The sequence below is a fragment of the Cellulomonas telluris genome (assembly GCF_004886325.1).
GTDB classification, from domain to species: domain Bacteria; phylum Actinomycetota; class Actinomycetes; order Actinomycetales; family Cellulomonadaceae; genus Cellulomonas; species Cellulomonas telluris.
The window spans coordinates 55,353-68,301 of sequence record NZ_QXFN01000001.1 but is presented as its reverse complement, the minus strand read 5'-3'; the positions used below and the strand labels follow the sequence as shown (position 1 = coordinate 68,301).

Below are 12,949 nucleotides of genomic sequence, written 5' to 3'. Positions count from 1 at the left end.
GCGCTAGCCTCCGGCCATGAGGACGGCCGCCTGGTGGTCGCGCGTGCGGGGCATGCTCGACCCGAGCATCACCGTGGTCGTCTTCACGGTGCCCGAGAAGCGGCTGCGCGAGATGGACACCGCGACCGGGCCGTGCGTCCCCACGGGCAACCGCAGACGTGCCCTCGCGGGACCGACGCGGCAGGACGACGGCGAGCTGCCGCGCCACACCGCCGCCCTGTACACCGCGTTGACCGGCCGGCCGGCGGACGACGCGCTGGTGGTCGTCGACCGTGCCGGTCCCGGCGTGCTGCACCGGTGCAGCGACGCGTTCGTCGACGCGATGGCCGCCGCCAACGAGGAGATGATCCGGCTGGCGGACGACGACGACGCGGACGGCGACAGGGACCTCACCCGGTTCGTGCGGCGGTTCCACGAGGTCGGGCGGGCGTGGCTCTGCGCGACGCAGTGGCCCCGGGACGTGGTCGACGTGAGCGGCCGGCTCGGCAGGTTGGGCTGGGCGCGCCTCGCTCGGGAACGCGGGCACCCGCTCTACGCCTGGCACGGGCCGAGCCGGCCGGCGTACGGAGTCGTGTTCGCCCCGCTCGGCGACCCAGGCCGGCGCTGACGGGGGGCGGCAGGACCGGCGCGCCGTCGGCGTCGGTCCCCACCACCTCGGTGACGGACGTCGCTCAGGAGCTCCCGTCCGTGGCCACCCGGTAGCGACGCTTGACCCCAGGGGCGCCCGGGACGTGCACGACGTCCTCCAGGACCCCGCCGCACCGCTCGATCGTCCGGATCGACGCGACGTTCTCGTCGTCGCACGTGACCAGCACCCGGTGCACCCCGGCGGACCGCGCGACGACCAGGGACTCGCGCAGCATGGCGGTGGCGTACCCGCGCCGGCGGTACGCGGGCAGCACCACGTACCCGATGTGCCCGCCGACGACCGACAGGTGGTCGTTCAGCGTGTGCCGGACCGAGACCCGTCCGACGACGACGCCCGCGACGTCCGCGACCAGGAAGGTGGCCGGGACCCGGCCGGCGGGGAGGTCGGCGCCCGTCCGCTCGTCCTCCAGCCGGCGCAGGTACGCGGCCCAGTCGCCGTCGCGCTCGGCACGGGGCAGGAACTCGAAGCCCTCGCGCGCCATCTCATCGTGCGCTGCCCAGGCGGCGCTCTCGTCGTGGGGTCCGAGCGCCCTGAGGCGCAACGGTGCCGGGCGTTCGTGCTCGTGCATCCGCACATCGTCCCAGCGCACCCCGGCCCCCGTCCGAGGTGCGGCCCAGTGCGTGGACGGGCGGAGGAGCAGCGAGCGAGGAGATGATCCGGCCGGTGTCCGTGGCGGTCGCGGCGTGCGTCGACGACCACCCGCCTGCACCGCGACGCGCTCGGGGGAGCCGGACGCCGTCACCTCGCGCCGAGGACCCGCCGGCGCAGCGTCGGCACCCCGTCGCCGGCGAGGGAGTCGAGCCCCGCGGTGCGACCGGTGCTGACCAGCAGCAGCGCCTCGGCCGTGCCGCGCACCGCCGGTCCGCGGCCGTGCGCCCAGTCGACGTCCGTCGCCTCGAGCCGCAGCCCTGAGAGCGCCCCCTTCGGCACCAGGCCCGAGGGGGACGTCATCAGGAACGTCAGCGCCGTGCGCAGCCGCGGCGCCGGGACGTCGCGGTGCAGCCCCAGGGGGCGGCGGATGTCGAGGCCGTGCACCAGCACGTCGACCAGCGGTGCCTCCGGGCCCGAGCCCGGTGGCGTGAACCGGGTGTCCGCCTTGCGTCGCAGCACGTCCACGAGCTCGGCGAAGGGGCGCTGCGCGAGCCGCCCGGTCACCCGCTCGTTCGCCCGGTCGAAGCTGCCCCCCGCCAGCAGCACCGCCAGCACGAGCCTCGGGGTGCTCACCTCGAGCGGCATGACCAGGTGCGCGACGACGTCGTGGACGCTCCACGCCGCGCACAGGCTCCTGGTCGCCCGCTGCTCCGGGGTCAGGGGTGCGACCTGGTCGGCCAGCGCACGCCGCTCGTCGGCGATCTCCGCGAAGACGTCCACGGGGTGATCCTGGCAGCGGAGCCGGCCGCGGTGCGCGAGGCGGCCGCGGACCCGCGCCCGGTCACCACCGCGACGACGGCGGCCGCGCCCGGCAGGCCGACGAGGACGGCGGCGCTCATCCAGGTCACGCCGTCCGGTGCGACGACGGGCTGGGCGCGCAGGGCCTGCACCAGGGCGACGACCGTGAGCCCCGCCCACGCGCCCGCGGCGAGGCCGACCGCGAGGCGCTGGCGTCGCAGGCCCACGTCCAGGCGGTGCTCGGCGGCGAGCCACGCCACGGCGAGGGCGACCAGCGGCAGCACCTGCAGCGCGTGCAGGCCGAGGAAGTGCGCGACCCGCAGGTCGCCGTGCTCGCTCGACCAGCCGAGCAGCGGGAGACCCGGACCGCCGTCCGCGCCGCCCACCGAGTGCGCCCCGATCCGTGGGCCCTCGACGTCCTGCCCGGGCTGCGGGCTCGGCATGAGGAAGCCGACGAGGCTCCCGCCGAGCATGACGAGCACCGCGAGCCGCACCGCCAGGGCGAGGGGGCCGGACCCGAGACGCGAACGGGTCAGCAGGAGGCCGAGGCCGGCGACGGCCAGGGCGAAGACGCCCACGGCCGCGCCCATCACGGCGAACACGGCGGCGTCCAGCGGCGTCTCGTGGTTGAAGTGCGACGCCCGTCCCCGTGCCGCCTGGCCGGTGATCAGGACGGCCTCGAGGACCATCGCCCACCCCGTGACCTCGAGCAGCACCCGGACGGCCCGTGTCCGGGTCACGCGCGCGTAGATCCAGAGCATCGCCGGGCCGAGCGCCAGGAAGGACAGGGCGAACTTCAGCGGCTTGGCCCACAGCGGGGCGCCGTCGACGACCGTCGCGTCCGTCAGCGCGAGCGCGACGAGCACCGGGAGCGCGAGGACGTGGAGGGCGGTGAGGGTCGTGTAGGCGCGGGACACGCCCCACGCGGCGGTGAGGAGCGACATCGGGAGAACACCTCCGAACGAGTGGCGAACGGTGTTCGCCGATGGCCGCCGACAGTAGCGAACGCTGTTCGCCTGTGTCCACCGCATGCGCGCCGACGGGGCGAACAGGGTTCGCTAACCTCTCCGGATGCGGACCAGCGCCTCCCCCGACGACGCCGGCAGGGCGGTCCCCGGCCCGACCGGTGAGCCCGCCGACGGCCCCGACGCCGTCCGGCGTCCGCGCGGTGCCGGGCTCTCCGAGCGGCGCATCCTCACGGCCGCCCGCGAGCTGCTGGTCACCGGCGGGCCGGACCAGGTCGTCATCCGCGAGGTCGCACGGCGCCTGGGGGTCGCGCCGTCGTCCCTGTACAAGCACGTCCGCGGCCGGGACGAGATCCTCACCCTGCTCATCGCCGAGTGCTGGGCGGAGCTCGCCTCGGCCTGCGAGCGCGCCACGGACGCCCTGCCCGCCGGCGGGCACCGCGCGCGCCTGCGGGCGACGTCCCTCGCCTTCCGTGCGTGGGCGCTCGCCCACCCGGCCGAGTACCAGCTCGTCCTGGGGTACCCCCTGCCCGGGTACGAGGCGCCTCCCGGCGGGCCGACGGACGCCGCCGCGAGGCGCGTGGGCACCGCCTTCTTCCAGGTCTACGACGCCGCCCGGCAGGCCGGGCGGCTGCGCACACCGGTCGTCCCCCCGCCGCCCGAGGGGGTGGGGAGCGTGCCGGGGGCCGACGCGGGGTTCCCCGGCTTCTCGCCCGACGAGGCCTACCTGTTCGTCATGGGCTACCAGCGCCTGCAGGGGCTGGTCGCGTTCGAGGTGTCGCGTCAGCGGGTGCTCGGCATCGACGACACCGCCGCGTACGTCCGCGACCAGGTGGAGCGGTTGCTGGACGAGATCCTGACCCCCGGCGACTGACCGACGGGACCGCCGGAGGGACCCGTGGGCGGGCGTGGGTCGCCGCTCCGCGGATCCGTCGGGGACACTGGGGGACAGCAACCGCCGTTTCACCGAGGAGTAGCACCGTGCCCCAGGCAACCGTCCGTTGGTTCGACGCCGAGCGGGGGTTCGGCTTCCTCGACCTCGGGGAGGACGCCGAGGACCTGTTCGTCCACGCGTCCGAGGTCGTCGGCGACGACGGCCCGCGGGTGCTCCGCGAGGGGCAGACGGTGGAGTTCGAGCTCGGCGAGGGCGACCGCGGCCCGGTGGCGCGCCGTGTGCGCGTCACGGGCGACGTGGCCGCCGACGCCGCGCTCGGGGTGCTCGGCACCGTCAGCTGGTACGAGCCGGCGAAGGGCTACGGGTTCGTCAGCCCCGACGGCGGCGGCGCGGAGATCTTCCTGCACAGCTCGGCCATCGTCGGCGGCGGCGTGGTCTCGGAGGGGCAGCGGGTCGCGTTCCTGGTCGTCCCGGGGGAGAAGGGCCCGCAGGCGGACCACCTGCTGCCGCTGGGACCCGAGGCCGCGCGCCAGGCCGCCGCGTCCGACGGGGCCGACGGCACGGTGACGTTCTACGACGCCGAGAAGGGCTTCGGCTTCGCGGTCCGCGACGACGGCGGCGAGGACGTGTTCGTCCACGCCAAGGCGCTCATGGGCGTGACCGAGCTCGTCGAGGGCGACCGCATCACGTTCGACGTCGCCGAGAGCGACCGGGGTCCGCAGGCCCGCGAGGTGCGGCTCGTGGGCGGCTCCGGGCCGCGGCGCGCGCCCGCGCCGTCCGGCCGCGGCCGGCCCGCGGCGCCGGACCGCGGCCGCCCGGCGCGCCCGGCGTCGTCCGGCGCACCCGTCCGCGGCGGCGAGGGCGTCGTCGCGCGCTACGACGCGGACCGCGGCTTCGGCTTCATCACCCCCGACGCGGGCGGCGACGACCTGTTCGTGCACGTGTCGGTCGTCCGCGGCGGCGAGGTGCTGGAGGAGGGCGACCGGGTCCGGTTCACCGTGCGGCAGAGCGACCGCGGACCCCAGGCGGACCGCGTCGAGCTGCTGTGAGCAGGGGACGGCCGGACCCGGCGCCCTGACGCGGTCGTCACCGGGCCCGGCCGTCCGGCGGCCGGAACGCGGTCCAGTGGTCGTTCCCCACCACCAGGACGCCGTGGTCTCCGAGCGGCCACAGGCTGTGGGCGTCGTCGGGGGCCGGCACCGACCAGGCGACGGTGCCGGTGCGGACCTCGCGTGCGACGAGGTGCGGCGCGCCGTCGACGTGCTCGAGGGTGAGGACCCGGTGCCCGTCGGTCATGACCTCCCACCCGGCGACGTCGCCGGCCGTGTGCTCCCACACGACCTCGCCCGAGCCGGGGTCCAGGGCGACCATCCCGGTGGAGCCCCCGGACGCGGACCTGCCTGAGCCGGTCGCGACCAGGACGAGCGACGAGAGCACCAGCGGCTGCCCGGTGAGCCCGGAGCCGGCGGCCTCCTGCTCCCACCGCACGTCGCCGGTGCGCGCGTCGACGCCCCGCAGGCCTCCGCCCTCCGGGGACGTCATCAGCAGCAGCCCGGGGGCCGAGCCGTCGTCCACCTGCGGCGGGAACGCGTGCCCGTCGCGCTCCCACAGCACCGTGCCGTCCGCCGCGGTCACCTCGGTGCGCACGGTGCCGCCGCCGAGACGGACCACCGCGACCGCGCCGTCCTCGAGGTCGAACCGGGCGACCTCTTCGGCGGGAGGGTCGTCGGACGGCTCGGTGGGCAGGACCCGACCCGTGCCCGGCTCCACGACCACGACCTCCTCGTCACGGTCGGGCGCGACCTCGCCCGTGCGCGCGTCGAGGACGACCTCCCAGCTCCCGATCGTGGCACCGACCACCTCGTCGCCGACCTCGAACGCCTGCTGGGCGGCACCGGCATCCGGCAACGCATCCGGGCTGCGGTAGGACCAGCGCTGCTCGCCCGTCCGCAACGACCACCGCCCGGCGGTGACGTGCTCGTCCTCGGAGACGCCGATGACGACGAGGTCCGCGCCCGACAGCGTCCAGCTGCTCGTCCGGTCGCCGACCAGGAGGGTGTGCTCCAGGCTCCCCGTCGCGGGGTCGAGGACGTGCACGGTGGTGGCGCCGCTCCCACCGCTGCCGAAGCAGGCGACGAGCGCCGGCTCCGGTGCTGCCGTGCCCGCGGTCGGCCCGGTGGCCGCCACGCCCGACGGCGCGTCCTGTGACGTGAGCTGGCACATCGACGCCTCGGTCACGCGCTCCTGGCGCCACCGCACCGTCCCGTCGCGCGCGTCGAGCGCCACGATCCCCTGACCGTCCGGGGCGACGGCGATCAACGTGTCCTCGTGCATGCCGACCGAGCCGCGGAACCCCGTCTGCCACGACTGCACGAGCGGCTCCTCCAGCGACGGGCCGACCCCGGCGACGCGCGCGAGCCGCTGCTCGTCCGCACGTTCCACCCCGGCCTGCGCGAGGGCCGCGACGGCCACCGCGAGCACGGCGGCACCGGTGAGCCACCGCCAGGCGCGAGCGCGCGGGCGCGGCGCGTCGGCAGGTGCGGTCTCGTCGCCGGGGACGGCGTCCTCGACGCCCTCCTCCACGAGCTCGACCGCCGTCCGGGACCCGCGCCCTCGCCGCACGCGCCCGAGGCTACCGACCGGCACCGGCGCGCCCGCCCCGACCGGTGACAAAGGTCTTCTCCGCCGGCGGTGGTCCGCGAGATCGTTCCGGGGTGCATGGTCCCTCGCAACCGCCGTCCCCGCCCGTGCTCACCGACGGCGTGGTGACGCTGCGCTGCCTGGTGGCGGCGGACGTCGCGGCGGTGCTCGCGGGGGAGGACGACGACCAGGTCCGCTGGCTGAACGAGGGCCACCGGTCGGAGCCCGGACGCCTCGCCGCGTTCGTCGAGCAGAACGCCCGGGAGTGGGCCGGCGGCGGACCGCGCCGGCACCTCGGGATCACGGACGCCGCGACGGGCGAGCTCGCCGGGACGGTGGAGGCGCACCTGGCGCTGCCCGACCTGCCGCCGGGGGGCGTGAACGTCTCCTACGCCGTCTTCCCGCGCTGGCGGGGCCGGGGGTACGCCGCGCGCGCGGTCCGGCTGCTGCTCGCCTGGCTGTCCGAGCACACCGACGCGCACACCGTCGTGCTGCGCGTCGACCCGCGGAACACGGCCTCGCTGCGGGTCGCCCGCGACCTCGGCGCCGTGCCCCGCCCGGGCGGCGTGGACGGTCTGCTGCACCACCATGTGCCCGTCCCGCGGCGCTCACCCGCCGAGCCCCGCGGTGCCTCGGGGGTCAGCGGCGCAGGAGGACCGGCATGAGGAACTCGACGTCGTGGGGCCGGCCCGCCGGCGAGACGCTCAGCGCGGACCGCTCGTCGTCGAGCGCGAGGGCGACGTGCTCCGCGCGGGCCGCCCGGACGGCGTCGAGCAGGAACGAGCGCGAGTAGCCGAGCGTGTCCCGGGCGCGCGGCGGGGCGAGCTCGACCCGGCCGCCGTCGAGCCGCACGGCCACGACGTCGTCCGCCCGCGCGACCGTGTCGACGAGCTCGCCGGACGCGACCGTCGCCGCCCGTGACGCCCGCGGCGGGAGGAGCGCCTCGTAGTCCGGGTACGCGGCCGCGAGCGGCTCGCCGACGCGGCCCAGGACGTCGAGGCGGTCCGGGGCCAGGGCGACCGGTCCGACGTCGGGCAGGTCCGCGGACGCGATCTCGTCGAGGAGGGCGAGCGGAGCGACGACCCGGATCTGCGGGCCCGAGGCCTGCCGCACCGGGACCGTCGCGACCGCCACGCGGAAGCGGTCGCAGCCGACGAGGCGCAGCGCGGTCCCGTCGAGGTGGAGCAGCACCCCGGCGAGCCCGGGCCACTCGGCGTCGTCGCCGCCCACCGCGTGCCGGACGGCGGCGACCGCGCCCACGAGGTCCGAGGCGGTGACCGTGCAGCGGCCCGGCTGCCTGAGGATCTCGCCGGCCGCGTCGAGGTGCGCCCGTGCCGCGACCAGGTCCTCCTCCAGCCGGCGGCGGTGACGGTCCAGGACCGCCTGCGCCCCCTCGGGTTCGGCGAGGACGGTGACGAGGTCGGGCACCGGGAGCCCTGCCTGACGCAGGGCGGCGACCAGCCGGGCCGTGCGGACCTGCGCGGACGTGTACCAGCGGTAGCCCGTCACGGGGTCGACGTGCGCGGGCCGCAGCACGGCGGCGGCGTCGTAGTACCGCAGCGCGCTGACGGGCAGTCCGCTCGCGCGCGCGACGGCGCCGATGCTGAGCAGGTCGTCGTGCACGGGACCACTGTGGGCCCTCGACCGGCTCGAGGGTCAAGCCGTGACCGTGCGGCGCGCCCACGCCGCGCACCCGACCAGGCCCACGGCCGTCGCCCCCAGGGCCCACCCGGGCGACGTGCTCTCGGCGAGGGCACCGAGAGCGGCCGTGCTGACGAGCACCGGCACCAGCTGCGCCAGCCCCACCACGGCCTGAACCCGGGCCAGGTGCGTGCGCGGCGCGCTGCCCAGGACCGCCGGTGCGAGCCGCGCGGCGAACGCGCCGTTGCCGAACCCGAGCACCAGCCCGCCGACCACGGCCGCGCCGGGGCCCCCGAGCACGGGAGCGACCGCCAGGACGAGCACCCCGGCGGCGCTCGCGGTGAGCCCGGCCGCGAGCGGGAGCGTCCCGGCCCCGGACCCCGCCCGGGGGCGTCGCGCCGCGAGCAGCGCCGCGCACAGCGCCCCGACGCCGACGGCACCGGCGACCGCGCCCGTGGGGCCCGGACCCCATCCCGACGCGCGGCCGAGCAGCGGCACCAGGAGGGACGCCACCGGCAGGATCAGCGCGGCGCCGGCCCCGGTCACGAGGAGCGCCGCGCGCAGGCCGGGCGTCCGGACGGCCACCCGGATGCCGTCCAGCAGCCCGAGGCGCGGAGCCGGGCCCCCGGGGCCGGCGGGACCCGGCGGCTCGCGGACGGCGACGAGGACGCACAGCGCGACGCCCGACGTCGCAGCGGCGCCCCAGGCGACGGCGGGGAGGCCCGCGCCGCCCACCAGCAGGCCGCCCAGCGGTGCGGCGGCCAGCAGCACGACCTGGTTCGCGCCCTGGCGCAGGGCCAGCGCGCGGGAGAGCTGGTCGTCCGGGACCAGCCGCCGCGGCATCGACCCCGACGCGGGCAGGCAGAGCGCCGTCACCGTGCCGAGCGCCGCCGAGGCCCCCAGCAGCAGCCACGCCGGCGTCCCGGAGCGGGTGAGCGCCACGGCGAGGGCGCACGACAGCGCGACGAGCGCCGCCTCCCCGGCGACCAGCAGGCGCCGTGCGCCGACCCGGTCGGCGACCGCGCCGCCCACGACGAGCAGGACCACGCGCGGCAACCCGCCGGACACGAGCACGAGGGCCGCGGTCGCCGCGCCGTGGCCGGCCGCCGCCCACGCGAGGGCGAAGGCGAGGGTGGCGTCGCCGAGACGCCCGACGGTGAACCCCGACAGCCAGGCGAGGTAGGTGCGCGGCAGCGCCTGTCCCGGTGCGTCGACGACGGTCATGGCCGCACGGTGCGGCCTCGAGCGGGTCGAGGGTCAACCGGGCCGGGCGCGTGTCCTAGCGTCGTCACCGTGCCCGCTCCCGTGCCGTACCGACCGCTCCCGCTCGACCTCTCCGACGTCCGGTACGCCCACGGCCCCGACTCCTCCCCACGGGCCGACGTGCCCGCCGGCGAGACGGTCGAGCTGCGCTGGGCGAGCAGCGAGGTCTACCCCGGGACGTCGCGCAGGGTCTGGATCCACGTGCCCGCGCACCGGGACGACGCAGGACCGGCGGGGCTCATGGTGTTCAACGACGGCGGGTGGTACCTCGACCCGGCCGGGGAGGTCCGCGGGGCCACGGTGCTGGACAACCTCGTCCACGCCGGTGACATCCCGTTCACCATCGGCGTCTTCGTGGAGCCCGGCGTCGTCGTCGGGAGCGAGCAGCCGAAGAACCGCAACGTCGAGTACGACGCCTTCGACGACCGCTACGTGACGTTCCTGCTCGACGAGGTCGTCCCGCTCGTCACCGACCGGTACCCCGTGACGGACGACCCCGAGCGGTGGGGCGTCTGCGGGGGCAGCAGCGGGGGCAACGCCGCCTTCACCGCGGCCTGGATGCGCCCCGACCGCTTCCGCCAGGTGGTGTGCTTCCTGTCGAGCTTCGCGCAGATGCCCGGCGGCAACCCGTACCCCGAGCTCCTGCCCCGGGTGGCCAGGAAGCCGCTGCGGGTGTTCCTGCAGGCCGGGCACCGCGACCTGAACTGGGACGCGCCGACGCGGAACTGGCTGGCCGAGAACCTGCGGGTCGGCGCCGCGCTGGCCGAGGCCGGCTACGACCTCCGCCTCGTCCTCGGGGACGGCGGGCACAACCCGAACCACGGGGGCGTCCTGCTCCCCGACGCCCTCCGGTGGTCGCTCGGGCCCCGCCCTGCGGGAGCCGCCGGCGGCGCCTGATCGATCCGGACGCCGATGATCGGGTCCGGCGGACCGTGCGGCCGTCAGGGTGGACGGCGGAAGGGAGCACCGTGATCGCCTGGCTCAACCGGCTCGTCGACCTCGTCGAGGAGAGCCTCACCGAGGACCTCGACGTGACCCGCCTCGCCGCCTCGGTCGGCACCACCGAGTACCACCTGCGCCGCATGTTCTCGTCCCTGGCGGGCATGCCGCTGTCGGAGTACGTGCGGCGCCGGCGGATGACCGTCGCGGCGGCGGACGTGGTGAGCGGGTCGCAGGACCTGCTGGGCATCGCCGTCCGCCACGGCTACGGCTCGGCGGAGGCGTTCGGGCGGGCGTTCCAGGCGGTCCACGGCGTCACCCCGGGCCAGGCCCGGCGCGACGGCGGGCCCTTCCGCACGCAACCACGCCTCAGGTTCCGCCTGACCGTCGAAGGAGAGCACCCCATGGACGTCCGCATCGCCTCCCGACCCGCCTTCCGCCTGGCGGGCCACGCCGTCCGTGTCCCGCTCCGGCACGAGGGGGTCAACCCCGCGATCCAGGAGCACGTCGCCGCGCTCGCACCGCAGGAGCACCTGCGCCTGAAGGCGCTCGGGGACGCCGAGCCGCACGGCCTGCTCGCCGTCAGCGCGGACCTCGACCCGGACCGGCGCGAGGGCACCCCGCTGACCTACCTGCACGGCGTCGCGGTCTCGGACGCGGTGGAGGTCCCCGGCGATCTCGACGTCATCCCCGTGGAGGCGGGCTCCTGGGCGGTCTTCCGCGCCGCCGGCCCCTACCCGGAGACGCTGCAGACCGTGTGGGCCGCGACGGCGACGGAATGGTTCCCCTCGAACCCGTGGCGCCTGCGCCCGGGTCCTGAGGTCGTCGCGGTGCTCGAGCGCGCCGACGACTTCAGCACGGCGACGGTCGAGCTCTGGCTGCCGGTCGAGCCCGCCTGAGATCGCCCGCCCTGCCCCGTATCCGGGGCAGGGCAGCGCAGTCCTCCCAGGAGACCCCTGGGAGGCCCGCCATGTCCGACGACCACGGACGTCTCGTCCTCGACCGGCCCGGTGACGTAGCGCTCGCGGCGAGGCTCCTCGCCGACGGCCACGCCGTCGCGCACGGCTTCGGGAACATCTACGCCCTGACCGCCCGCGGTGACGCGGTGCAGCGGCTCAACGCCCTCAAGGGGCGGCCCCGGGACCAGACGGGCAGCCTCACCGCGCCGACGGGGCGTGTCCTCGACGCGTTCGACCTGTCGCAGCTGCCTCCCGGCGTGTCCCCGGGCCTGGTGGCGGACGTCGTCGCGGCCTTCGGCGAGCTCGGCCCCTTCGGGTTCCGCGGGCCGGCCGCCGCGCACGTCCCGCCCGGCCTGACCGCGCGGGACGGGAGGACGACGACCACGCAGGTGATCGTGCCGGGTGACAGGTGCCCGTCGCAGCGGTTCCTCGCGGCGGCCGCGGACGCGGTCGGCGGCGGGCCGCTCGTCATCTCGTCCGCGAACCGCTCCCGGCACGTCACGGGGGAGGTGGACGCGCCGGCGCACTGGCGCGCCGACGCGCTGCGCGCCGAGCTGGCCGGCGCGGGCAGCCTCGTGGTGCTGGAGCACGCGGACGAGGCCACGGCCCGCGCCCGGTTCCCGCACCACACCACCGTCTCCACGACGATCCTGGCGGTGCACCGGGCGGAGCGGGTCCACGGCCGCGTGCACCTGGTGCTCGAGCGGCACGGATCGCTGGCCGCCGACGAGGTGGCGCGGGTGCTGGCCGCCCTGGGGCTCGGGCTCGCGACGGGGCCGCGCGCCGGCGTCCGGCTGGAGCCGCGCTCCTACGCGGACCGGCCGGCGGGTCTGCCGGTCCCGGGCTGACCGGGACGGGCGGCGGGCCCGGTGCCGAGCCGGAGCGTCCGCCCGAGCGGTTCCGGACCCTCAGTCGTCCCCGGGGCGCGTGCCCGGGCCGCGCAGGTGGGCGACGTCGCCGACGGCCACCACGGCGCGGTTGTGGAAGTACCCGTCCTCGCGGAGCGTCGTGATGCTCCCGGAGGGCACCGGGAAGGCGACGTGGCCCGCGGCCTCGACCGGCATGCCGATCCAGGCGGCGACGAGGAGGCCGGCCGTGAACCCGTGGGTCACGACCACGAGCTCGTCGACGTCCTGCCCGAGGAGGTCCGTCATGGCCGCGTAGGCGCGCACCGCGACGTCGAGCCGAGTCTCCGCGCCGGCCACGCCCTCGCGGTGACGGAGGCGGTCGCCGACGGCCGGCGGCGGCACGAAGCGGGCGTCGAGCCACGACTGCGGCCTCCCACCGGCCTCCCCGTAGGACTTCTCGCGCAGCCGCGGGTCGAGCGTCGGCTCGACGCCGAGCGCCGCGCCGACGACCGCCGCGGTCGTCCGCGTGCGCCGCAGGTCCGACGACGCGACGGCGACCCGGTGGTCTGGCGGGACGACGTCGCGCAGCGCCGCCGCGATCAGCCCGGCCTCCCGCTCCCCGCGCGCCGTCAGGGGCGAGTCGAACTGTCCGCCCACCAGGCCGTCGACGTGGTGGGTCGCCTCCGGGTGCGTCACGACCCGCACCGTCCGCTCGCGTGCCGGCACACGGCCGGGAACGGGGGGAAGGGGGTAGGGGCTGG

14 protein-coding genes are annotated in these 12,949 nt (G+C 77.0%); 7 read left to right on the top strand and 7 right to left on the bottom strand.

Annotated elements, in window-relative coordinates:
- Positions 1-16 precede the first annotated feature (16 nt).
- Positions 17-607 carry a hypothetical protein gene (locus FB586_RS00355; RefSeq protein ID WP_136517373.1) on the top strand — a complete coding sequence of 197 codons (591 nt, stop codon included), beginning with the start codon at positions 17-19 and terminating at the stop codon, positions 605-607.
- A gap of 64 nt (positions 608-671) precedes the next feature.
- Here the strand turns inward: FB586_RS00355 and FB586_RS00350 are convergent, their stop codons facing one another.
- The 3 genes from FB586_RS00350 to FB586_RS00340 all read right to left on the bottom strand — a co-directional run bounded on the left by FB586_RS00350 (position 672) and on the right by FB586_RS00340 (position 2,982).
- Positions 672-1,217, bottom strand: a complete 546-nt coding sequence (locus FB586_RS00350; protein WP_136517372.1) for a GNAT family N-acetyltransferase — start codon at positions 1,215-1,217, stop codon at positions 672-674.
- A 170-nt stretch (positions 1,218-1,387) separates the two neighbouring features.
- Positions 1,388-2,020, bottom strand: coding sequence for a maleylpyruvate isomerase family mycothiol-dependent enzyme (locus tag FB586_RS00345; protein ID WP_136517371.1), 633 nt, complete (start codon positions 2,018-2,020; stop codon positions 1,388-1,390).
- Complete coding sequence (locus tag FB586_RS00340) at positions 1,957-2,982, bottom strand: hypothetical protein (protein WP_136517370.1); 1,026 nt, start codon at positions 2,980-2,982, stop codon at positions 1,957-1,959. Before FB586_RS00340 ends, FB586_RS00345 begins: the two co-directional genes overlap by 64 nt.
- Positions 2,983-3,109: 127 nt before the next feature.
- Here FB586_RS00340 and FB586_RS00335 point away from each other — a divergent pair, with 127 nt between their 5' ends.
- A complete protein-coding gene (locus tag FB586_RS00335) occupies positions 3,110-3,877 on the top strand; it encodes a TetR/AcrR family transcriptional regulator (protein ID WP_136517369.1) in 768 nt (255 codons plus the stop codon).
- A gap of 107 nt (positions 3,878-3,984) precedes the next feature.
- Positions 3,985-4,947 carry a cold-shock protein gene (locus FB586_RS00330; protein WP_136517368.1) on the top strand — a complete coding sequence of 321 codons (963 nt, stop codon included), beginning with the start codon at positions 3,985-3,987 and terminating at the stop codon, positions 4,945-4,947.
- 37 nt (positions 4,948-4,984) lie between these two features.
- Here the strand turns inward: FB586_RS00330 and FB586_RS00325 are convergent, their stop codons facing one another.
- Complete coding sequence (locus FB586_RS00325; RefSeq protein ID WP_168800400.1) at positions 4,985-6,520, bottom strand: outer membrane protein assembly factor BamB family protein; 1,536 nt, start codon at positions 6,518-6,520, stop codon at positions 4,985-4,987.
- 125 nt (positions 6,521-6,645) lie between these two features.
- Here FB586_RS00325 and FB586_RS00320 point away from each other — a divergent pair, with 125 nt between their 5' ends.
- Positions 6,646-7,203, top strand: coding sequence for a GNAT family N-acetyltransferase (locus FB586_RS00320; protein WP_168800399.1), 558 nt, complete (start codon positions 6,646-6,648; stop codon positions 7,201-7,203).
- Here FB586_RS00320 and FB586_RS00315 read toward each other — a convergent pair.
- The gene (locus tag FB586_RS00315) at positions 7,178-8,161 is read right to left on the bottom strand and encodes a MerR family transcriptional regulator (RefSeq protein WP_136517365.1); all 984 of its coding nucleotides are present in this window, start codon (positions 8,159-8,161) and stop codon (positions 7,178-7,180) included. The two genes, FB586_RS00320 and FB586_RS00315, sit on opposite strands and share 26 nt — an antisense overlap.
- A 33-nt stretch (positions 8,162-8,194) precedes the next feature.
- Positions 8,195-9,403 carry an MFS transporter gene (locus tag FB586_RS00310; RefSeq protein WP_136517364.1) on the bottom strand — a complete coding sequence of 403 codons (1,209 nt, stop codon included), beginning with the start codon at positions 9,401-9,403 and terminating at the stop codon, positions 8,195-8,197.
- A 69-nt stretch (positions 9,404-9,472) separates the two neighbouring features.
- Here FB586_RS00310 and FB586_RS00305 point away from each other — a divergent pair, with 69 nt between their 5' ends.
- The 3 genes from FB586_RS00305 (at position 9,473) to FB586_RS00295 (ending at position 12,188) form a co-directional block, all read left to right on the top strand.
- On the top strand, positions 9,473-10,339 hold the full coding sequence (locus tag FB586_RS00305) for an alpha/beta hydrolase (protein ID WP_136517363.1): 867 nt from the start codon (positions 9,473-9,475) through the stop codon (positions 10,337-10,339).
- Positions 10,340-10,410: 71 nt separating this feature from the next.
- Positions 10,411-11,280: an AraC family transcriptional regulator gene (locus FB586_RS00300; RefSeq protein WP_136517362.1), complete on the top strand. Its 870-nt coding sequence runs from the start codon at positions 10,411-10,413 to the stop codon at positions 11,278-11,280.
- A 71-nt stretch (positions 11,281-11,351) separates the two neighbouring features.
- Positions 11,352-12,188 carry a hypothetical protein gene (locus tag FB586_RS00295; protein WP_136517361.1) on the top strand — a complete coding sequence of 279 codons (837 nt, stop codon included), beginning with the start codon at positions 11,352-11,354 and terminating at the stop codon, positions 12,186-12,188.
- A 60-nt stretch (positions 12,189-12,248) separates the two neighbouring features.
- Here the strand turns inward: FB586_RS00295 and FB586_RS00290 are convergent, their stop codons facing one another.
- Complete coding sequence (locus FB586_RS00290; protein WP_246036275.1) at positions 12,249-12,884, bottom strand: histidine phosphatase family protein; 636 nt, start codon at positions 12,882-12,884, stop codon at positions 12,249-12,251.
- Positions 12,885-12,949 lie beyond the last annotated feature (65 nt).